The organism is Pseudomonas sp. ERMR1:02 (assembly GCF_002277815.1).
Taxonomy (GTDB): domain Bacteria; phylum Pseudomonadota; class Gammaproteobacteria; order Pseudomonadales; family Pseudomonadaceae; genus Aquipseudomonas.
This window is the reverse complement of record NZ_NKJI01000006.1, coordinates 299,736-321,004: the sequence shown is the minus strand read 5'-3', so window position 1 is coordinate 321,004 and position 21,269 is coordinate 299,736. Positions and strand designations below refer to the sequence as shown.

Genomic DNA, 21,269 nt, shown 5'->3' with positions numbered 1-21,269 from the left:
CAGTGGTAGATCATCTGATCTACCGCTTTATGCACTGGCAACGAAGGAGAAGCTGTATGCAAGTCAACATCAGTGGACACCAACTGGAAGTGACCGAACCTCTTCGCACCTACATCGGCGAAAAACTCGAACGATTAGAGCGACATTTCGACAAGATCACCAACGTGCAGGTCACGATGACAGTCGAAAAGCTGAAGCAGAAAATCGAAGCCACGCTGCATATTCCCGGCAATGAAGTGGTCGCCAACGCGGAACATACTGATATGTACGCGGCGATCGACGCACTGACTGACAAGCTGGATAAACAACTCAAAAAGCATAAGGAAAAGACCCTGAGCCTCCTCCAGGGCGCTACCGGTCGTTAACACTCCCAACCCATGATCCGACTTGAAAGTATCCTGACCCCCGGCCGTTCCCTGGTGAACGTGCCGGGCGGCAGCAAAAAGAAAGCCCTCGAGCAAATTGCCAACCTCATCCATCGCGAAGTGCCGGATCTGGAGATGCAAGATGTCTTCGAAGCTTTGATTGCCCGCGAAAAACTCGGCTCCACCGGTTTTGGCAACGGCATCGCCATTCCTCACTGTCGTCTCAAGGGTTGCGACTCGCCCATCAGTGCCTTGATGCACCTGGACGCCCCTATCGATTTCGACGCTATCGACGGCGCCCCGGTTGACCTGCTGTTCGTGTTACTGGTCCCGCAAGCCGCTACCGATGCGCACCTTGAGTTGTTGCGCCAGATCGCCAGCATGCTCGACCGCAAGGACGTGCGCGACAAACTGCGCAGCGCCCCGAGCAATGAAGCCTTGTATCAGGTTGTCCTGGACGAGCAAAACGGGCACTAATCATGCGCTTGATCATCGTCAGCGGCCGCTCCGGCTCAGGTAAAAGTACCGCCCTTGATGTTCTTGAGGACAACGGCTACTACTGCATCGACAACCTGCCTGCCGGGTTGCTGCCGGAACTGGCCGAACGCGCGTTGATTCATACCGAGCTGTCACAACCACTGGTTGCCGTATCCATCGATGCCCGCAACCTGCCAAGTCATTTGTCGCGGTTCCCGGAGCTGCTGGAAGAAGTCCGCAGCCGTCACATCCAGTGCGATGTCCTGTATCTGGATGCCGACGAAGAGACCCTGCTCAAACGCTTTTCGGAAACCCGACGCCGCCATCCGCTGAGCAACGCCAATCGTTCGCTTGCAGAGGCGATCAACGATGAAACGAACCTGCTCGGCCCCATTGCCGACCTGGCGGATCTCAAAGTAAATACCACCAACCTGAACCTGTATCAGCTGCGCGATACAATTAAGTTGCGCCTGCTGAACCAGCCGGAGCCCGGTACAGCGTTCCTGGTGGAGTCCTTCGGTTTCAAGCGAGGCATGCCGGTGGACGCCGACCTGGTGTTCGATGTGCGCTGCCTGCCCAATCCCTACTGGAAGCCGGAGTTGCGCGCGCAGTCCGGACTCGATCAACCGGTTGCCGAGTATCTGGCGGCCCAGCCGGATGTCGAAGAGATGTACCAGGATATCTCCACCTATCTGCTCAAATGGTTACCCCGCTTTGCTGCCAGTAACCGTGCCTATGTCACTATTGCCATCGGTTGCACTGGCGGGCATCACCGCTCTGTCTACCTGACGGAACGCCTGGGCCAGACCCTGCAACAATCCCTGAAGAACGTCCAGGTCCGCCACCGCGACCTCAGCTAAAGGATTCACATCGCGATGCCTGCTCTGGAAATCGAAATCATCAATAAACTGGGCCTGCATGCCCGGGCGTCTGCAAAATTCGTTGGGGTTGCCGGCCAATTCAAGGATTGCACGATCAGGGTAGGACGCACGCCGGAATCCACCGTCGACGGTAAAAGCATCATGGCCATGATGATGCTCGCCGCCGGCAAGGGCACCAAAATCCATCTGAGCACGGAAGGCGAGCAGGAACAGGAAGCGATGGATGCGCTGGTGGCGTTGATCAACAACTACTTCGACGAAGGCGAGTAATGCTCGCCCTGTAGCAGCCGCCGAAGGCGGCGTCCGGCTGCGCAGCAGTCGTAAATCCTGCAACCGCGATCTGCCTGACACACCACATTGCCTGATTTTACGACTGCTCCGCAGCCGGACGCAGGCTGCGCCAGCTGCTACAAAATCTGCGTCCGCCCTTCAGCCCAACGCTGTATCCAACGGGCGAATACCGGCTCGACCAAGCCTGACGACGATTCGATTTGCTCGCGAAGAGGCCATCACCTTCAACAGATGGGTTGGCTGATACGCCGCCTTCGCGAGCAAGCCCGCTCCCACAGGGGACGGCGTAGCGATCATAAAAAAGGCGCGCCACCCGATGGGTGGCGCGCCTTTTTGTGCAGCGGCTGGCGGTTAGCTGCCAGCGACTGTCATCCGCTCGATCAATACCGAACCTGTACGAATGTTGCTGCGCAGTTCCAGGTCATTACCCACGGCTACGATCTGCTTGAACATATCGCGCATGTTGCCGGCGATGGTCACCTCCTGGACCGCAAACTGGATTTCGCCGTTCTCCACCCAGTACCCCGCCGCGCCGCGGGAGTAATCGCCGGTCACCATGTTCAGGCCCTGGCCCATCAGTTCGGTGACCAGCAGGCCGCGCCCCATGCGGCGCAGCAAGGCAGCCTGATCTTCATCACCGTGGGTGACGAACAGGTTGTGCACACCGCCGGCATTCGCAGTGCTCGGCATCCCGAGTTTGCGACCGGAGTAAGTGCCGAGAATGTAGGACACCAATACGCCTTTTTCGACAAACGGTTTGGCGTAGGTTGCCAGGCCATCACCATCGAACGCCGCACTGCCCATGGCCTGCATCAAATGCGGACGCTCGTCGATGGTCAGCCATTCCGGAAACAGCTTCTGGCCCAAAGTGCCTTCGAGGAACGACGATTTTCGATACAGGCTGCCGCCGGATACCGCCGACAGGAAACTGCCGAACAAACCACCGGCCAGCTCCGCGGAAAACAGCACCGGCACTTCGCAGGTCGGCACCGGACGCGCGCCCAGGCGGCTCGCGGCGCGTTGCGCAGCACGCTGGCCGATGCTCACCGGGTCGGCCAGCAAATTGCCCTGACGGTTCACGTCGTACCAGTAATCGCGCTGCATCTGGCCGTCGGCCTCGGCGATCATCACGCAACTCAGGCTGTGTCGGGTCGAAGCGTAGCCGCCGATGAAGCCGTGGCTGTTGCCGTAAACACGGCAGCCCTGATGGGTGCTCAAAGTGGTGCCGTCGGCGTTCTTGATCCTTGCATCGGCATCGAATGCCGCGGCTTCGCAGAGCAAGGCCTTTTCGATGGCCTGCTCAGGTGTGATGTCCCATTCGTGGAACAGATCGAAATCTAACAGATCCCTAGCCATCAACGCGGCATCCGCCAGGCCCGAGGCTTCGTCTTCCGAGGTGTGTTTGGCGATGGCTAGCGCGGCGGCGACGGTTTCGCGGATGGCGTCCGGACCACTGGCCGATGTGCTGGCCGAGCCCTTGCGCTGGCCCACGTACAAGGTGATGCCAAAGCCCTGATCGCGGTTGAATTCGACTGTTTCGACTTCACGCTGGCGTACCGAGGTCGACAGCCCCTGTTCCAGGGACACCGCCACTTCACAGGCACTGGCACCCTGGCGCTTGGCTTCAGCGATGATCTGCTCGACTTGCTCTTGCAGTGCCGGCAATGCTTGTGGGCCGACGCTTTCAACTGCACTCATGCTGTTCTCCACTCAAATTCTGCTTTCGGTAACGGTCATCGAGCGACCGGGCCGGACAAGCGGCCCCCGACTGGTTATCATGGCGGCGTTTTCTTGCGGACGGCCACCATGGTTGATTCTTACGACGACTCCCTCGATACGGGAGAAAAAAGCAAATCCCAGGTTAAACGCGAGCTGCATGCTCTGGTTGACCTTGGCGAGCGCCTTACAACACTCAAGCCTGACTTGGTGGCAAAACTGCCCTTGACCGACGCCCTGCGCCGGGCCCTGGCCGATGCGCCCAAGCACACCGCGAATATCGCGCGTAAACGGCACCTTCAGTTCATCGGCAAACTGATGCGCGATCAGGACACTGACGCCATTCTGGTTTTGCTCGATCAACTCGATGCCTCCACTCGCCAGTACAACGAGCGCTTCCATAATCTGGAGCGCTGGCGTGATCGCTTGATTGCCGGTGACGATGCCGTTCTGGAAAAATTCGTCGTCGACTACCCGGACGCCGATCGCCAGCAATTGCGTTCCATGATCCGTCAGGCCCAGCACGAGGTTGCGCAAAACAAGCCTCCTGCTTCCAGCCGTAAAATCTTCAAGTACATCCGTGAGCTGGACGAGACTCAACGCGGTTTGCGTTAAGTAACGCCCTGTAGGATCTGCCGCAGGCTGCGATCTTTTGATCTTTGAAAAAAGCAAAGATCGCAGCCTGCGGCAGCTCCTACGCCTGTCATCTTATGCGCCCGTGCCTCCCACGGTAATCGCATCAATTTTCAGCGTTGGCTGGCCGACACCCACCGGCACCGACTGCCCGTCCTTGCCGCACGTCCCCACTCCGCTGTCCAGCGCCAGATCGTTGCCGACCATCGACACTTTGCTCATCGCCTCCGGGCCGTTGCCAATCAATGTCGCGCCTTTGACCGGGGCAGTGATCTTGCCGTCTTCGATCAGATACGCCTCGCTGGTGGAGAACACGAACTTGCCACTGGTGATATCGACCTGACCGCCGCCGAGGTTGGCGCAGTAGATACCCCTCTTCACCGAGGCGATGATTTCCGCCGGGTCGCTTTCGCCGGCCAGCATGTAGGTGTTGGTCATGCGTGGCATCGGCAGATGCGCGTAGGATTCGCGGCGACCGTTACCGGTACGGGCCACGCCCATCAGGCGCGCATTGAGCTTGTCCTGCATGTAACCTTTGAGCACGCCGTTTTCGATCAGCGTGGTGCACTCGGTCGGGGTGCCTTCATCATCGACGCTCAAGGAGCCACGACGACCGGACAGGGTGCCGTCATCGACGATGGTGCAAAGCTTGGACGCAACCATCTCGCCCATGCGCCCGCTATAGGCCGAACTGCCCTTGCGATTGAAATCGCCTTCCAGACCGTGGCCGACAGCTTCGTGCAGCAGCACGCCCGACCAGCCGGAACCGAGTACCACCGGCAAGGTACCGGCCGGCGCAGGAATGGCTTCCAGATTGACCAGCGCCTGACGCAGCGCTTCACGGGCATAACTCATGGCACGGTCTTCACCGAGGAAATAACGGTAATCGGTCCGACCGCCACCGCCATGACCCCCGCGTTCGCGACGGCCATTCTGCTCGACGATCACACTGACGTTGAAGCGCACCAACGGCCGCACATCCGCCGCCAGCCCACCGTCGGTGGACGCCACCAGAATCCGCTCCCAGACACCAGCCATGCTCACGGTGACTTGCTGGATTCGCGTATCGAGCGCGCGAGTGGCAGCATCGACTCGCTTGAGCAGATCGACTTTCTCGGCACGGGTCAGCACTTCCAGAGGATTGTCTGGCGCGTACAACTGCGCAACATCCTGAGTGGTGAACGCTTGCACTGTGCCATTTTGCCCGGCGCGGGAAATCGAACGGGCGGCACGGGCCGCCGCGCCCAAGGCTTCCAGGGTGATCGCGTTACTGTAGGCAAAACCGGTTTTTTCACCGGATTGCGCCCGCACGCCCACACCCTGATCGAGGTTGAAGCTGCCTTCCTTGACGATCCCGTCTTCCAGCGCCCAGGACTCGGAGATCTGCCCCTGGAAATACAGGTCGGCAGCATCGATACCCGGGCCGGCCAGATCGCCGAGTACACCTTGCAGGCTTTCGATCGTTACGCCGCCGGGCGCCAGGAGGTGTTCACTGACTGAGGACAACAACTCGCTCATATGCTTTACGCCTTAAATTCGTCGTTCTGATGCAGGTCGCTGGGCGCCCTGCGAGAAAAAGCGCCGGTGACTGGACACCGGCATCCGCGCCCGGATGGACGCCTGTTCGCTGCTGTCACGTTCGGCCAACAGCACGGCCTCGCCTTGATCCTGTTGCGCCAACACACGCCCCCATGGGTCGACGATAGCCGCATGGCCCCAGGTCTCCCTCGGCCCCGGATGCGTCCCACCCTGGGCGGCCGCGAGCACATAACACTGGGTTTCGATGGCCCGCGCGCGAATCAGCACGTCCCAGTGCGCAGCGCCGGTCACGGCGGTAAAGGCCGACGGTGCGGTAATCAGTTCCGCGCCGGCAGCACGCAATTCGCTGTATAGCTCAGGGAAACGCAAGTCATAACAGACCGTCAGGCCGACTCGCCCTACCGGCGTGTCCGCAACCACGACTCCACTGCCATAAGCATAGTCATCGGATTCCCGATAACGGCCACGATTGTCAGCCACGTCCACGTCGAACAGATGCAACTTGTCGTAGCGCGCCACCATTTCGCCCTCATCATTGACCAGCAACGAGCAGGCATGCACTTTGGCCGTCGGTTGATCCACCGGCGGCAAGGGCAAGGTGCCGGCCACTATCCATAACTTGAGGTCACGTGCGGTCTGTTTCAACCAGGGCAGGATCGGACCTTCTCCCAGTGCTTCGGCACGACCAATATCGGCAATATCCCGCCGGCCCATGGCGGCGAAATTTTCCGGCAGCACGGCTAGCACGGCACCCGCGGCCGCAGCCTGTTCAAGCAGACGACGGGCCTGGGCCAGGTTGGCCAGCACATCGCTCTGGCTGACCATTTGAATCACCGCAACAGACATGGACTTAATCCTTAATACAGACCTGTAGAAGCGAGCTTGCTCGCGAAGAATGTCATGACACCGCATTCAACCAGGCAGCACGCTTCATCGTTCGCGTCCATCGCGAGCAAGCTCGCTCCTACAGGAATAGGCGGCACCGTAGGGGCCATGCTACTCCATAGGTCCGAAGGATGGCGTTTCAAAACGGCTTGTCGAAGGTGATTTTCGGATCTTTCCACGGCCCTTTGACGGTGTATTTCACACTGGCGAAACGGGCCACGCGATCACCGATCAACTTGTCGATCAGAAACAGTGCCCCGCCAATGGCCGGTGCACCGACGATCAGTGCGGCAATCGGCAAGTTGTTGGTCACAGGCAAGGTCACCATCAATTTGGCATCGATCTGTTCGCCCACCAGGTTCAAGGTGCCGTTGAGTTCAACATTGCTTGAAGGCCCCGTCATCTGGATCGGTTCGCGGGTGACATACACGCCATTGGTCGCCACCAGCAGGCCCTTGACCCGGTCATAGCTCAGGCCTTTGCCGAACAGGTCGGAGAAGTCCAGGCGCAATCGCCGGCCAATGGAGTTGAAGTTGAGCAAACCGAAGACTCGCAGCGCCTGAGCGCCGCCTTCGACTTCAACAAACTGGCCTTCCTTCATCGAAGCGTCGAGAGTGCCGGAGAAACGCTTGGAGGCCAGCCAGGCCGGTGAGCCGGGCCAGCGGCCATCGACATCCATATGGAACTCCTGGCTGGTGACGCTTGGCGCAAAGCCCCAGCCCTTGAGCACATCCGCGAGGTTCTTGCCGCTGATCCGGCCTTTGTACCAGCTGGTGCTGGCCCCGGCGTGCCTTCCCAGCCGCCGCTGCCCTGCAACAGGATGCCTTTGAGGCCCATGTCCAGCGAATTAAGAGCGATACCCTTGGCCGTTGGACGTACCTTCAGCGACCAGGCACCGACCAGGTCGTTGCCCTGGAACAACTGGTTGATGGTTATATCCAGCGCCGGGATCTTGGTCGGATCCACCGAGGCCAGTGGGTCCGGCGAGTTTTCATCAGCCAGTACCGTCGGGTCAGGTGCGGGCAGACGCACGGTTTGCAAATTGATCACCATCGGTGCGGCTTTCGCATCAGGGATGCTGGCGCTGCCCTTGACCTGCTGACTGTCGAGTTGCAAAGCCCAGGCGGACGGTTTGCGCGTCAACTGTACCGATGCCTGATCGAGCGTTGTGCCCAGCGCACTGAGCTTGCCTACCTTGAAATCCGCGCCACTGAGCAATTGTTTGGCGCTGCCACCCGGGTCTTGCCGGCATACTTGCTTACAAGATCTTGCCATGGGCCGACGTCCAGTTCCGACAGCACGCCACGTACCGCAGGCCCTTGGCGCCGGGCAGCACGGCTTCACCATTACCCAGGAACAACTCACCACGACCGTCGGAAAAATTTCCGGCCGGTGCGGCAAAGGTGAAGTTGGCCAACTCGCCGTAGTTCACCCAATAGCGGCGCTCCGCACCCTGCAAGGTCATGCGCAACGTCGTATCGCGCCCCGCATCCGCCGCCATGCCGAAAGGTGCCGGTAAATCAACGGTGACGCCTTTGAGATTGGAATTGACCATCAACTGGCTATCGGCGCCATCCAGGGTCAGTTTCAATTGATAGGGAATCACGCCGCTCGCCGGCAACGGCTGGGTGACGTTCAGCCAGTCGGCGAGTTTCTTGACCTCGACCTGCCCCGAAGCGGTGACCCGGGTGTTGAGCTTGCCCTCGCGACCATCGGCGAAAATCTGCGCGCTCACTGGTTTATCGAACGCGCGCGCGGTGATGTTCTGCCCGCTCAGCCCCTTGGCGCTGTCGAAACGGAAATCGCCTTTTAGCTGAATAAGCTCCAAGGGTGGCTCGGCCAGTTTCAGGCGGGCCTTTGCGGTCTTGAAGTCGACCAGGATCTTCGGCTGCTCGCCCTTGACCAGCGGGATATCCAGCTTGAGTTTGCCTTGCAGGTCACCTTCGCCTTCCCAACCGGCAAAGGTGTCTGCGGTGCCGATTGGCGCTTGCTGAAGGATTTTCAAGCCATCGCCCAAGCCCCCGGCGAACCCGCCATCGAGAAACAGGTGAGTACTCTGCCCCTCCGGCGCGTGGGGAATATTGACGTAAACGTCGCTGACCTGGGTATCGAGCAATTGCCCCTTGCTGGCCAGAACCCGCACGCCACTGTCTTCAACGAACACATCACCCGTGACCTTGCTGACGTGTGGCCAACCGGGCTGGAACGCCAACTCGGCATCGTGCACCTTGAAAAACAGACTGATGCTGCGCGCCGTATCTGTTGCGTCATGGTTCAACGACCCTTGGTACTGGAAGAACCCCTGGTCCACCGCACCTTTGAGAATCGCCGTGCGCAACCATTCGTCCAGCGCCGGGCTGAGGACTGCCGGCAAGTACTTGGCGGTGTAGCGACCGTCACCGTCCACCATACCGACCCGCAGGTCCATATAGTCTTCCTGGGTGTGATCGAAATGCAGGCGAATCAGGAAGTCGCCGGCGATCTTGCCCTCTTCGCCCAGCACCTTCAGGTAGGGCGCGATCAGGGTGAAGCCTTCGTTGTCGAGCTTCCAGGTCAGGCGAGCATTGGCCTGAATGTATTGCCAGGGTTTGGCGAAAATCGGGTCCAGGTGCAGCATGAAATTCTTGCTGTCCATGCGCAATTCGCCGTGTCCAAGGTCGCCGCTGATGCTGCCCGTGACGTTTCGTGCCGCCGGAGCGCCATGATAGGCGTCGAAACCGACTCGATCGAGGTTGGCGGCGAAGCTGAACTTGCTTTCGTCGGTGGCATTGGGCCGCACGTCGATCAGCACATTGCGAAGTCCACCCGTGACTTTGAGTCGCTCTACAACCGTGGCAAAGCCTTCAGGCAAGGGTGCCAGGGCGTTAAGTAATGGTGTAAGTGGAGTGAGGTCGATACGGTCGGCCTGCAGATGCCAGAGCTCTTGCGATTTGTCGGAAGCCGCCGTTTGCTTGACTTGCAGATGTGATTCCCATCGGGTTTCGCCGAGGCTCATGGCCAGGGAATCCACCGTCACCAACATGCCGTCGTCGCTGCGCTGGAAATAGCCGTTGAGCGCCAGATTGTCGATCTTGACCGGCTTTCGATCGGTATAGGAGCCCTTGAGTTGCGGCGCATTCACACGTACCGCAGCGCTTTGCAACACGCCCTGACCCCAGGTCGCCCACAACTCGCCACCGGCCTTGATCTCGGAAAAATTCCACTGTTGGCTGATGCTCTCAGGCAACCATTTCGACCAATCGCTTTGCGGCAGGCTCAAGTAAACCTGGGCCTCACCGTCCTTCCACTGACTGGCACGAATGCGGGTCCGCAGGCTCATGGCCACCGGCTGGCCATCGGGCAGGGTCAACCGGGCATCGAGTCGCTGACGAGTGGCACCGATTTTCAGATTCAGGCCGACGTATGTCAGGGTCAGCGGTGACGCTCCCCACGGCTGCAAAGTGACCTGGCTGTCGAGCACCGACAACTGCCGGATCATTTGCATGCGATTGAGTAACTGCTCCGGGTCCAAAGGCTGCTCGTCCTGGACCGGCAAGCCTTCCAGCGCCCACTGACCGTCATCGCCCTGCTTGAGGCTGATCTTCAGGCCACTGAACGCCAGATGGGCGATGCGCACTTCACGGGCCAACAGGCTGGCCCACAGGTCCGGCACCGCGCGCACATTTTCCAGGTGCAGGGCATTGGCGCCCTCGCCAACCGTCACATCGTGTGCCGACAGAACAGGTGCGAATCCGCTCCAGCTGCCTTCCAGCTCGCCAATCTGCAGTGGCATGCCAAGGGCCTCGCTGGCCCGGGTTTCGACTTCGGCACGGTACTCGGCCACCAACGGCGCGAGTTCCCGACCAAGACTGACGTACAACGCCATCAAGACCAAAACCAACGCGCACAGGCCCAGACCCCAGCGGGTCAGTGCAGCCAAAATGCGTGTCAGACGCTCCATGTCAGTTGGCTCCCATGGCAAAAGTTTTGCAAAAAGCTGAGGCCAGCCGTGCAGGAAAAATTAAGACATGGCGAATCAGAGCAGCACCACGTCGTATTGTTCCTGGGAATACATGGTTTCTACCTGAAACCGAATGGTGCGTCCGATAAATACTTCCAGTTCGGCGACGTTGCCCGACTCCTCATCGAGCAGGCGGTCGACGACTTTCTGGTTCGCCAATACACGATAGCCTTCCGCCTGATAGGCGCGAGCTTCCCGGAGTATTTCGCGGAAGATTTCGTAGCAAATGGTTTCCGGAGTCTTCAACTTGCCACGGCCCTGGCAACTGGAGCACGGCTCGCACAACACTTGTTCGAGGCTTTCGCGGGTGCGTTTGCGCGTCATCTGTACCAGGCCCAACTCGGTGATGCCGATGATGTTGGTCTTGGCGTGATCACGCTCGAGCTGTTTCTCCAATGTGCGCAGCACCTGGCGCTGGTGCTCCTCATCTTCCATGTCGATAAAGTCGATGATGATGATCCCGCCCAGGTTGCGCAGGCGCAGTTGGCGAGCGATGGCGGTCGCGGCTTCGAGGTTGGTCTTGAAGATGGTTTCCTCAAGGTTGCGATGACCGACGAACGCCCCGGTGTTGACGTCGATGGTGCTCATGGCTTCCGCCGGATCGACCACCAGATAACCGCCGGACTTCAACGGGACTTTGCGTTCCAGGGCTTTCTGGATTTCGTCTTCGACGCCGTACAGGTCGAAAATCGGCCGCTCGCCGGGGTAATGCTCAAGACGATCGGCAATCTCCGGCATCAGTTCGGCGACGAACTGCGTGGTTTTCTGAAAGGTTTCCCGTGAGTCGATTCGGATCTTCTCGATCTTCGGGCTTACCAGGTCACGCAGGGTGCGCAGCGCCAAGCCGAGGTCTTCGTAGATCACGCTCGGCGCACTGATGGTCAGGATTTGGGCGTTGATCTGATCCCAGAGTCTGCGCAGGTAGCGAATGTCCATGAGGATTTCGTCTGCCCCGGCGCCTTCAGCCGCTGTACGCAGGATAAAACCGCCGGCCTCCTTGATGCCTTCTTTGGCAACACAGTCACTGACCACTTGCTTGAGGCGTTCGCGCTCGGCTTCGTCTTCGATCTTCAGCGAAATGCCGACATGTGCGGTGCGCGGCATGTACACCAGATAGCGCGACGGGATCGACAACTGAGTGGTCAGGCGCGCGCCCTTGGAGCCAATCGGGTCCTTGGTGACCTGCACCACCAGGCTCTGGCCTTCGTGCACCAGAGAGCTGATGCTCTCTACCGCAGGACCTTCACGCAGGGAAATTTCCGAGGCATGAATGAATGCAGCGCGATCCAGGCCAATATCGACGAACGCCGCCTGCATGCCCGGCAATACCCGCACGACTTTGCCTTTATAGATATTGCCAACGATCCCGCGCTTTTGCGTGCGCTCGACATGGACCTCTTGCAGGACACCGTTTTCGACCACCGCCACGCGTGATTCCATCGGCGTGATGTTGATCAGGATCTCTTCACTCATGGCAGGGTCTCGTTCAGGCATGTTCACGATAATGGCCGCATCTTGTCAGTACGACGCTCAGCGCGCGTTAAGGGTTTGCCAACAGGGTATGCCGAAATGGCCCAGCAGTTGCGCGGTTTCGCAAAGCGGCAGTCCAACCACCGCCGAGTAACTTCCATCGAGCCCGGCGACAAACACCGCACCCAGTCCTTGAATTCCATAACCACCGGCCTTGTCCTGCGGCTCGCCGCTAGCCCAGTAGGCCACCGCTTCGTCGCTGCCGATGGGGCGAAAACGCACCACACTGCGCACCACTCGCGACTCGCAACGCTCACCGTCGAGCAGCGCAATGGCCGTCAGGACTTCATGTTCATTCCCGGACAACATCTTCAGCATGGCGCAAGCGTCAGCTTCATCAACCGGTTTGCCGAGAATTTTGCCGTCGAGCACGACGGCGGTATCGGCGCCCAGTACGCAGAACGGAGCATCGGACACCACAGCATCGCGCCCAGCCGCAGCCTTGCCGCGTGCGAGACGCTCGACATAGGCCGAAGGGGATTCGTTAGTGAGGGGGCTTCATCGATGTCCGCACTGATGGCGGTGAACGGCACGCCGATCTGCGTGAGCAGTTCACGCCGACGCGGCGAGCCTGAGGCGAGGTAAAGTTTCATCAGACATCTCCCTGTCGTGGTATGGGCAAATGCCTGACCGAATTAATTGATTTTGTAGCGTCGGCGCAATCCGCGCAAACCGAAGCTGACCCACGGCCAGAGCAACGCGCTGACCAGTGCCGGCAATACCAGTGCCAGCGTTGGCTGACGATTGCCAGTCAGGGCGCTCAGCCATAGTTGAACAAGCTGCGCGAGGCCGAAGATCACCAGTAGCACCAGGCTCTGCTGCCACATCGGGAACATCCGCAAGCGTTGTTGCAGCGCCAGCACCAGATAGGTGATGAGGGTCAGGATCAATGCGTTCTGGCCCAGCAACGTGCCGTACAGCACGTCTTCAGCCAGGCCCAGGCACCACGCAGTGACCATCCCGACTTTCTGCGGCAGGGCCAACGCCCAGAACGCCAGCAGCAAGGCGAGCCACAGCGGGCGAAGGATTTCCATGAATTGCGGCAGCGGCGAAACGCTGAGCAGCATGCCGATGGCAAACGTCAGCCAGACTATCCAGCCGTTTCGGGAGGCTTTGACACCGACCATTATTCTCGTCCCCCAGTAGTAGCCGGCGCGGAGACAGGCGGTTTGGCAGCAGGTTTCACGGCAGCGGGTTTAGCCGCCGCTGGTTTGTTGGCCGCAGACGGCTTGGCTGCGGCGGGATGTGTGGCGGCAGGCTTGGCCGGGGCGGCAGCAGCAGGGGCAGTCGCTGGAGCAACTGGAGTTGCGGGCGCCGCAACGGCGGCCGGAACAATCGCAGGTTTCGGCACGGTCGCGGGGATGATCGGCCCACCGCCCTGAGCATCCAGGGATTCCTGAGCCTGCGCGGCGTCGTTGGCACGTTCTTCAGCCGTGCGGTTGTCGCTGAACACCAGTAGCAGATAACGGCTGCGATTCAGGGCCGCGGTTGGCACCGCGCGGACGATGGCAAACGGCTGGCCGGAGTCGTGAATCACTTCCTTGACCGTGGCCACCGGGTAGCCCGCCGGAAAACGCTGACCGAGGCCGGAACTGACCAGCAGATCGCCTTCCTTGATGTCGGCGGTATCCGCCACGTGACGCAGTTCAAGGCGCTCCGGATTACCGGTGCCGCTGGCAATCGCCCGCAGACCATTGCGGTTGACCTGCACCGGAATGCTGTGGGTGGAATCGGTCAACAGCAAGACGCGGGAAGTGTAGGGCATCAACTCGACCACCTGACCCATCAGGCCACGGGCATCGAGTACCGGCTGACCGAGGACTACGCCGTCACGCTCACCTTTGTTGATGATGATGCGATGGGTGAAGGGGTTGGGGTCCATGCCGATCAACTCGGCCACTTCAACCTTTTCGTTGACCAGTGCCGACGAGTTGAGCAACTCGCGCAGCCGAACGTTCTGCTCGGTCAGGGAGGCAAGCTTTTGCATGCGCCCCTGCAACAGCAGGTTTTCGCTTTTGAGTTTTTCGTTTTCGGCGACGAGTTCGGTGCGGCTGCCAAACTGGCTGGCCACACCCTGGAATAGCCGCTGTGGCAGGTCGGTGATCCAGTAAGACTGCATCAGCACCAGCGACATCTGGCTACGCACTGGCTTGAGCAGTGTGAAGCGGGCGTCGACCACCATCAGCGCGACCGAAAGCACGACCAGCACCAACAAGCGCACGCCCAGTGAGGGACCCTTGGTGAAAAGCGGTTTAATAAGCCGCTCCTCCCAGGCAAATGTTCTCTTTATTCATACGGCATCAAACCGGCCTGGATGCAGACTGACAGAAGATAAACGCGAACAGGCAGCACTGCAAAGTGCCGCCTGCGCGCTCAACAGCATGAAGGCGATCCGGCGACTTATTCGCTGGAAAGCAGATCCATGGTGTGTTTATCCATCATTTCCAATGCACGGCCACCGCCGCGAGCAACGCAGGTCAACGGGTCTTCGGCGACGATCACCGGCAGACCGGTTTCCTGGGCCAGCAACTTGTCGAGGTCACGCAGCAAGGCGCCACCACCGGTCAGTACCAGACCACGTTCGGCGATATCGGACGCCAGCTCCGGAGGCGATTGCTCCAGTGCACTCTTCACGGCCTGAACGATGGTAGCCAGGGACTCTTGCAGAGCTTCCAGCACTTCGTTGGAGTTCAGGGTAAATGCGCGTGGAACGCCTTCGGCCAGGTTACGGCCACGAACGTCAACTTCACGAACTTCGCCGCCCGGGTAGGCAGTACCGATTTCCTGCTTGATGCGCTCGGCAGTGGACTCGCCGATCAGGCTGCCATAGTTGCGACGAACGTAAGTGATGATCGCTTCGTCGAAGCGGTCGCCGCCAACCCGTACGGATTCGGCGTAAACCACACCGTTCAGGGAGATCAGCGCGATTTCGGTGGTACCGCCACCGATATCCACCACCATCGAACCGCGAGCTTCTTCCACCGGCAGGCCGGCACCGATCGCAGCGGCCATCGGCTCTTCGATCAGGAATACCTCACGGGCACCGGCACCGAGGGCCGACTCACGGATGGCACGACGCTCAACCTGGGTGGATTTGCAAGGAACGCAGATCAACACGCGAGGGCTAGGCTGCAGGAAGCTGTTTTCGTGAACCTTGTTGATGAAGTACTGCAGCATCTTTTCGCAGACGCTGAAGTCGGCGATCACGCCGTCCTTCATCGGACGAATGGCAGCAATGTTGCCCGGCGTACGACCAAGCATGCGCTTGGCTTCGGTGCCGACAGCAACAACACTTTTCTGGTTACCGTGTGTCCGAATGGCCACAACCGATGGCTCATTCAGGACGATACCGCGCTCGCGCACGTAAATAAGGGTGTTGGCAGTGCCCAGGTCAATGGAAAGATCGCTGGAAAACATGCCACGCAGTTTCTTGAACATGGGAAAGGGACCCTAGGCAACGCGTGGGTAAAAAAGTGCGGCAAACTCTAACAACGACAGGGATTTTGGGCAAGGCGCCAATATGTTAAATTGACCGCTTTTCTGTGCACCAAGCCCCACAATCGCGGCCTTATGACCGTAGAAGTGCGGTAGTGTTCCGACAATCTAACACACGGACGCCGTCCGTTTTGTTTTCCACTGGAGAATCCCGATGGCACTAGAACGCTCCGACGTGGAAAAAATCGCTCATCTGGCCTGTCTTGGCCTCAATGATGCCGATCTTCCACATATCACTTCGGCCCTCAACAGCATTCTCGGACTGGTCGACGAAATGCAGGCGGTCAATACCGACGGTATCGAACCGCTGGCCCACCCACTGGAAGCCAGCCAGCGCCTGCGTGCGGACGTCGTGACCGAGACCAATCATCGCGAGGCTTACCAGTCCATCGCACCAGCGGTCGAAAACGGCCTGTACCTGGTTCCGAAAGTCATCGACTAAAGGGAAAGAGCCTGCAATGCATCATTTGACTCTGGCCGAGATCGCCCGCGGACTCGCCGATAAAAAATTTTCTTCCGAAGAACTGACCAAAGTCCTGCTGGCGCGCATCGCCCAGCTCGATCCTCAGCTCAACAGTTTCATCAGCATCACCGAAGACCTGGCGCTGCAGCAGGCGAAAGCCGCTGACGCACGCCGGGCCAATGGTGAGAGCGGCGCCCTGCTCGGCGTACCGATCGCCCACAAAGACCTGTTCTGCACACAGGGCATCCGTACCAGCTGCGGCTCGAAGATGCTCGACAACTTTAAAGCACCGTACGACGCCACCGTCGTCGCCAAGCTGGCCGCTGCCGGGGCCGTGACCCTGGGCAAGACCAACATGGACGAGTTCGCCATGGGCTCGGCCAACGAGTCGAGCTATTACGGCGCGGTGAAAAACCCGTGGAACCTGGAGCACGTTCCGGGCGGTTCGTCGGGTGGATCCGCTGCTGCGGTTGCCGCTCGTCTGTTACCTGCGGCCACCGGCACCGACACCGGGGGCTCCATTCGTCAGCCCGCGGCACTGACCAACCTCACTGGCCTGAAACCGACGTACGGTCGTGTATCGCGCTGGGGCATGATCGCTTACGCCTCCAGCCTCGATCAGGGCGGTCCGTTGGCACGCACAGCCGAAGACTGCGCAATTTTGTTGCAAGGTATGGCCGGCTTCGATCCGAACGACTCCACCAGCATCGACGAACCCGTACCGGACTACAGCGCCAGCCTGAACGGTTCGCTGCAAGGCCTGCGTATCGGTGTGCCTAAAGAGTATTTCAGTGCCGGCCTCGACCCGCGTATCGCCGACCTGATCCATAACAGCGTCAAGGAACTGGAAAAGCTCGGTGCCGTGGTCAAGGAAATCAGCCTGCCGAACATGCAGCACGCGATTCCTGCGTACTACGTGATCGCCCCGGCGGAAGCCTCTTCGAACCTGTCGCGTTTCGACGGCGTGCGTTTCGGCTACCGCTGCGAAAACCCGAAAAACCTGGAAGACCTGTACAAGCGTTCCCGTGGCGAAGGTTTCGGCCCGGAAGTGCAGCGCCGGATCATGGTCGGTGCCTACGCGCTGTCGGCCGGTTACTACGACGCCTACTACCTGAAGGCGCAGAAGATTCGTCGCTTGATCAAGAACGACTTCATGGCAGCCTTCAATGAGGTCGACATCATCCTCGGCCCGACCACGCCGAACCCGGCCTGGAAGCTCGGCGCCAAGAACAGCGACCCGGTCGCTGCGTACCTGGAAGACGTCTACACCATCACCGCCAACCTCGCCGGCCTGCCGGGCTTGTCCATGCCTGCCGGGTTTGTCGATGGTCTGCCGGTCGGCGTGCAACTGCTAGCCCCGTATTTCCAGGAAGGCCGCCTGTTGAACGTTGCCCACCAGTATCAGTTGAACACTGACTGGCACACCCGCACCCCAACCGGCTTCTGAGGAGACACACATGCAATGGGAAGTCGTGATCGGGCTGGAGATTCACACCCAGCTCACCACCCGGTCGAAAATCTTTTCCGGTAGTTCCACCACTTTCGGTTCCGAGCCGAACACCCAGGCCAGCCTGATTGACCTGGGCATGCCTGGTGTATTGCCGGTGCTGAACCAGGAAGCGGTGCGCATGGCGGTGATGTTCGGTCTGGCAATTGACGCCGAGATCGGCCAGCACAACGTGTTCGCCCGTAAAAACTATTTCTATCCGGATCTGCCGAAGGGCTACCAGATCAGCCAGATGGAATTGCCGATTGTCGGCAAGGGCCACCTGGACATCGCTCTGGAAGACGGCACGGTCAAACGCGTCGGCATCACCCGTGCGCACCTGGAAGAAGACGCCGGCAAGAGCCTGCACGAAGAATTCAGCGGTGCCAGCGGCATAGACCTGAACCGTGCCGGCACACCGCTGCTGGAAATCGTCTCCGAACCGGACATGCGCAGCGCCAAGGAAGCCGTGGCTTACGTCAAGGCGATCCACGCCCTGGTGCGCTACCTCGGCATCTGCGACGGCAACATGGCCGAAGGCTCGCTGCGTTGCGACTGCAACGTGTCGATCCGTCCGAAAGGTCAGGTCGAGTTCGGCACCCGCTGCGAGATCAAGAACGTCAACTCGTTCCGCTTCATCGAGAAGGCGATCAACACTGAAATTCAGCGTCAGATCGAGTTGATCGAAGACGGCGGCAAGGTGATCCAGCAGACTCGCCTGTACGATCCGAACAAGGACGAAACCCGTCCGATGCGCAGCAAAGAGGAAGCCAACGACTACCGTTACTTCCCCGATCCGGACCTGCTGCCGGTGGTGATTGAGAACTCGTTCCTCGATGACGTGCGCGCCACCCTGCCTGAGTTGCCGCCGCAGAAACGCGAGCGCTTCCAGGAGCAGTTCGGTCTGTCGGTCTACGACGCCAGCGTCCTGGCCACCAGCCGCGAGCAAGCCGATTACTTCGAAAAAGTCGCAAGCATCGGCGGCGACGCCAAGCTGGCGGCCAACTGGGTCATGGTTGAACTGGGCAGCCTGTTGAACAAGCAAGGCCTGGACATCGAAGAGTCGCCAGTTTCCGCAGAGCTTCTGGGCGGCATGCTCCTGCGCATCAAGGACAACACCATCTCCGGCAAGATCGCCAAGGTAGTGTTTGAAGCCATGGCCAACGGCGAAGGCAGCGCGGACGAGATCATCGACAAGCGCGGCCTCAAGCAAGTGACCGACACCGGTGCGATCTCGGCCGTGCTGGACGAAATGCTGGCGGCCAACGCCGAACAGGTTGAGCAATATCGCGCGGCAGACGAAGCCAAACGCGGCAAGATGTTCGGCTTCTTCGTCGGCCAGGCCATGAAAGCCTCCAAAGGCAAGGCCAACCCGCAACAGGTCAACGAACTGCTCAAAAGCAAGCTCGAAGGCTGATGAGAATGGAGCCAGATATTACGCCTGGCTCAACCCCTTGTAGGAGCAAGCTTGCTCGCGATGGAGTGTCAGCCGGCATCAATGTAGCTGACACACCATCGCGAGCAGGCTCGCTCCTACAATTGTTTCGGGAAATCTTTCTATGAAGCGTCTGCTCATCGCTAGCGCCCTGCTCTCTCTGCTGGCCGGTTGCGCCAGCACCGACACCATCGATCCACACGGATACGATAAAACCGGCATGGCCTCGTATTACGGCGCCAAACACCAAGGCAAACGCACCGCCAGCGGCGAGCGTTTCGACAAGAATACCCTGACCGCCGCCCATCGCCAGTTGCCCTTCGGCACGCGGGTGAAAGTCACTAATCTGAACAACGACAAGTCCTGCGTGGTGCGCATCAATGATCGTGGGCCACACACCCGTGGGCGCCTGATCGACCTGTCCCATGAAGCCGCCGAACGTTTGGGCATGCTCAAGAGCGGCACCGCACGAGTTCGCGTGCAAGCCCTCGACTGAAAGACGGAGCCCCGACCATTTTCGGACTAGCCGATTTACCCCTGATCAGCGTGATCGAATTGCTCAGCGGGCTGGTGCTGTTGATTGCCGGCGCCGAAATGATGGTGCGCGCCGCGGTGCGCCTGGCCGCGCGCCTGCATGTGCGACCGCTGATCATCGGCCTGACCATCGTCGCCCTCGGCAGCAGCGCACCGCAGATGGCGGTGAGCTTGCAAGCGACCCTGGCGCACAACGCCGACATCGCCGTCGGCAGCGTGATCGGCAGCAGCATCTTCAACATCCTCGTCACCCTCGGGTTGTCGGCGCTGATCATCCCGCTGCGGGTTTCACGGCAATTGGTGCGCCTGGACATTCCCCTGATGATCGGCGCCAGCCTGCTGGTGTTCGTGCTGGCGTGGAATGAACAACTGACCCGAGCTGACGGTGTGATGCTGTTGGCAGCACTGCTGCTATATCTCGCCTTGTTGCTGCGCCAGTCGCGGCATTCGGTGCGTCCGGTATCCAGTCATGACCAGATGGAGCAAGCACCGTGGATCAGCAGCTTGCTGATGATGGCCGTCGGTTTGGCAATGCTGGTATACGCCGGGCATTTGCTGCTGGGTGCGGCGGTATCGGTCGCCACCGACCTCGGGCTGTCGGAGCGGATCATCGGTCTGACCATCGTCGCCATCAGCACGTCGCTGCCGGAACTCGCTACCTCGCTGATCGCCGCGTTGCGCGGTGAGCGGGAGATTGCCGTGGGCAACGTGATCGGCAGCAACCTGTTCAACCTCTTGGGTGTGCTGGGCGTCACAGCGTTGATCGCGCCATCGCCGCTGTCGGTATCGCCCAACGCCCTGGATTTCGACCTGCCGGTGATGCTCGGCGTCGCTGCGCTGTGCCTGCCGGTGTTCTATTCCGGTTACCGGGTGACCCGCGCCGAAGGTCTGCTGTTTTTGGGCTTGTACCTGGCTTACGGTCTGCACGTGGTGTCGTTCACCACCGGCATGCCGCTGGCGGGCAAGCTTGAACATCTGATGCTGTTTTTCGTCCTGCCGGCGCTGGTGGCGTACTTGCTATTCACCTCGCTGCGCGCCTGGCGTCGCCAACACCACAAGAGGGAATTGCCATGACCGAAAATAAAAAAACCGGCGTTGAAGTACGTCGCCAAGTGATGGGTGACGCCTTCGTCGACCGCGCATTGGGCAATGCCACCGAATTCACCCAGCCGCTGCAGGATTTCGTCAATGAGCATGCTTGGGGCGGTGTGTGGAATCGTGAAGGGTTGCCACTGAAAACCCGTAGCCTGATCACCCTTGCCGCGTTGACGGCGTTGAAGTGTCCGCAGGAGTTGAAAGGTCATGTGCGTGGTGCGCTGAACAACGGCTGCACTGTGGAAGAGATTCGCGAGGCGCTGCTGCATTGCGCGGTGTATGCCGGCGTGCCGGCGGCGATCGATGCATTTCGGGCGGCTCAGGAAGTGATTGATAGCTACCAGAAGCCGGAGTAAGCAGGCCCATCGCCTTCGCGGGCAAGCCTCGCTCCTACAAGGATTGCGCAGATCCCTGTAGGAGCGAGGCTTGCCCGCGAATGGATCT

Annotated in this window: 18 protein-coding genes and 2 pseudogenes; 11 read left to right on the top strand and 9 right to left on the bottom strand. The window is 59.9% G+C overall.

Going from position 1 to position 21,269, the window contains the following annotated elements:
* The first annotated feature begins 56 nt into the window (after window positions 1-56).
* From hpf to CES87_RS14245, 4 genes are read left to right on the top strand one after another with little or no spacing between them, the layout of a single operon-like run.
* Window positions 57-365 (top strand): ribosome hibernation-promoting factor, HPF/YfiA family, encoded by a 309-nt coding sequence (gene hpf, locus CES87_RS14260; protein ID WP_128606605.1) that lies wholly within the window; start codon window positions 57-59, stop codon window positions 363-365.
* A 12-nt stretch (window positions 366-377) separates the two neighbouring features.
* On the top strand, window positions 378-842 hold the full coding sequence (gene ptsN / locus CES87_RS14255) for a PTS IIA-like nitrogen regulatory protein PtsN (protein ID WP_128606604.1): 465 nt from the start codon (window positions 378-380) through the stop codon (window positions 840-842).
* Window positions 843-844: 2 nt separating this feature from the next.
* Window positions 845-1,702, top strand: coding sequence for an RNase adapter RapZ (gene rapZ, locus CES87_RS14250; RefSeq protein ID WP_128606603.1), 858 nt, complete (start codon window positions 845-847; stop codon window positions 1,700-1,702).
* Window positions 1,703-1,717: 15 nt separating this feature from the next.
* Window positions 1,718-1,993 carry an HPr family phosphocarrier protein gene (locus CES87_RS14245; protein ID WP_008018720.1) on the top strand — a complete coding sequence of 92 codons (276 nt, stop codon included), beginning with the start codon at window positions 1,718-1,720 and terminating at the stop codon, window positions 1,991-1,993.
* Window positions 1,994-2,365: 372 nt separating this feature from the next.
* On the opposite strand, the gene pmbA is transcribed toward CES87_RS14245, so the two are convergent.
* Complete coding sequence (pmbA, locus tag CES87_RS14240) at window positions 2,366-3,712, bottom strand: metalloprotease PmbA (protein WP_128606602.1); 1,347 nt, start codon at window positions 3,710-3,712, stop codon at window positions 2,366-2,368.
* A 108-nt stretch (window positions 3,713-3,820) separates the two neighbouring features.
* Here pmbA and yjgA point away from each other — a divergent pair, with 108 nt between their 5' ends.
* Entirely contained in the window at window positions 3,821-4,345 is a 525-nt protein-coding gene (yjgA, locus tag CES87_RS14235; RefSeq protein WP_008018722.1) for a ribosome biogenesis factor YjgA, read from the top strand.
* 93 nt (window positions 4,346-4,438) lie between these two features.
* Here the strand turns inward: yjgA and tldD are convergent, their stop codons facing one another.
* The 8 genes and pseudogenes from tldD to mreB all read right to left on the bottom strand — a co-directional run bounded on the left by tldD (window position 4,439) and on the right by mreB (window position 15,755).
* Window positions 4,439-5,881 (bottom strand): metalloprotease TldD, encoded by a 1,443-nt coding sequence (gene tldD, locus CES87_RS14230; protein ID WP_128606601.1) that lies wholly within the window; start codon window positions 5,879-5,881, stop codon window positions 4,439-4,441.
* 12 nt (window positions 5,882-5,893) lie between these two features.
* Window positions 5,894-6,748, bottom strand: coding sequence for a carbon-nitrogen hydrolase family protein (locus tag CES87_RS14225; protein WP_128606600.1), 855 nt, complete (start codon window positions 6,746-6,748; stop codon window positions 5,894-5,896).
* A 178-nt stretch (window positions 6,749-6,926) separates the two neighbouring features.
* A pseudogene (locus tag CES87_RS14220) lies at window positions 6,927-10,727 on the bottom strand (YhdP family protein).
* 75 nt (window positions 10,728-10,802) lie between these two features.
* Entirely contained in the window at window positions 10,803-12,260 is a 1,458-nt protein-coding gene (rng, locus tag CES87_RS14215; RefSeq protein ID WP_128606599.1) for a ribonuclease G, read from the bottom strand.
* A gap of 57 nt (window positions 12,261-12,317) precedes the next feature.
* Window positions 12,318-12,913 (bottom strand): annotated as a pseudogene (locus CES87_RS14210) (nucleoside triphosphate pyrophosphatase).
* A gap of 39 nt (window positions 12,914-12,952) precedes the next feature.
* A complete protein-coding gene (gene mreD / locus CES87_RS14205) occupies window positions 12,953-13,444 on the bottom strand; it encodes a rod shape-determining protein MreD (RefSeq protein WP_128606598.1) in 492 nt (163 codons plus the stop codon).
* Window positions 13,444-14,574 carry a rod shape-determining protein MreC gene (gene mreC / locus CES87_RS14200; RefSeq protein WP_128606597.1) on the bottom strand — a complete coding sequence of 377 codons (1,131 nt, stop codon included), beginning with the start codon at window positions 14,572-14,574 and terminating at the stop codon, window positions 13,444-13,446. Before mreC ends, mreD begins: the two co-directional genes overlap by 1 nt.
* 143 nt (window positions 14,575-14,717) lie before the next feature.
* Complete coding sequence (gene mreB / locus CES87_RS14195) at window positions 14,718-15,755, bottom strand: rod shape-determining protein MreB (RefSeq protein WP_002555108.1); 1,038 nt, start codon at window positions 15,753-15,755, stop codon at window positions 14,718-14,720.
* Window positions 15,756-15,966: 211 nt separating this feature from the next.
* Here mreB and gatC point away from each other — a divergent pair, with 211 nt between their 5' ends.
* From gatC to CES87_RS14160, 6 genes are all read left to right on the top strand, one after another.
* Window positions 15,967-16,254 (top strand): Asp-tRNA(Asn)/Glu-tRNA(Gln) amidotransferase subunit GatC, encoded by a 288-nt coding sequence (gene gatC / locus CES87_RS14190; protein ID WP_007901429.1) that lies wholly within the window; start codon window positions 15,967-15,969, stop codon window positions 16,252-16,254.
* Between the two features lie 16 nt (window positions 16,255-16,270).
* Window positions 16,271-17,722 carry an Asp-tRNA(Asn)/Glu-tRNA(Gln) amidotransferase subunit GatA gene (gatA, locus tag CES87_RS14185; RefSeq protein ID WP_128606596.1) on the top strand — a complete coding sequence of 484 codons (1,452 nt, stop codon included), beginning with the start codon at window positions 16,271-16,273 and terminating at the stop codon, window positions 17,720-17,722.
* A gap of 10 nt (window positions 17,723-17,732) precedes the next feature.
* Entirely contained in the window at window positions 17,733-19,178 is a 1,446-nt protein-coding gene (gatB, locus tag CES87_RS14180; protein ID WP_128606595.1) for an Asp-tRNA(Asn)/Glu-tRNA(Gln) amidotransferase subunit GatB, read from the top strand.
* A gap of 142 nt (window positions 19,179-19,320) precedes the next feature.
* Window positions 19,321-19,692: a septal ring lytic transglycosylase RlpA family protein gene (locus tag CES87_RS14170; protein ID WP_128606593.1), complete on the top strand. Its 372-nt coding sequence runs from the start codon at window positions 19,321-19,323 to the stop codon at window positions 19,690-19,692.
* Between the two features lie 50 nt (window positions 19,693-19,742).
* A complete protein-coding gene (locus CES87_RS14165; protein ID WP_128606592.1) occupies window positions 19,743-20,804 on the top strand; it encodes a calcium/sodium antiporter in 1,062 nt (353 codons plus the stop codon).
* Window positions 20,801-21,181: a carboxymuconolactone decarboxylase family protein gene (locus CES87_RS14160; RefSeq protein WP_007976475.1), complete on the top strand. Its 381-nt coding sequence runs from the start codon at window positions 20,801-20,803 to the stop codon at window positions 21,179-21,181. Before CES87_RS14165 ends, CES87_RS14160 begins: the two co-directional genes overlap by 4 nt.
* Window positions 21,182-21,269: the final 88 nt, after the last annotated feature.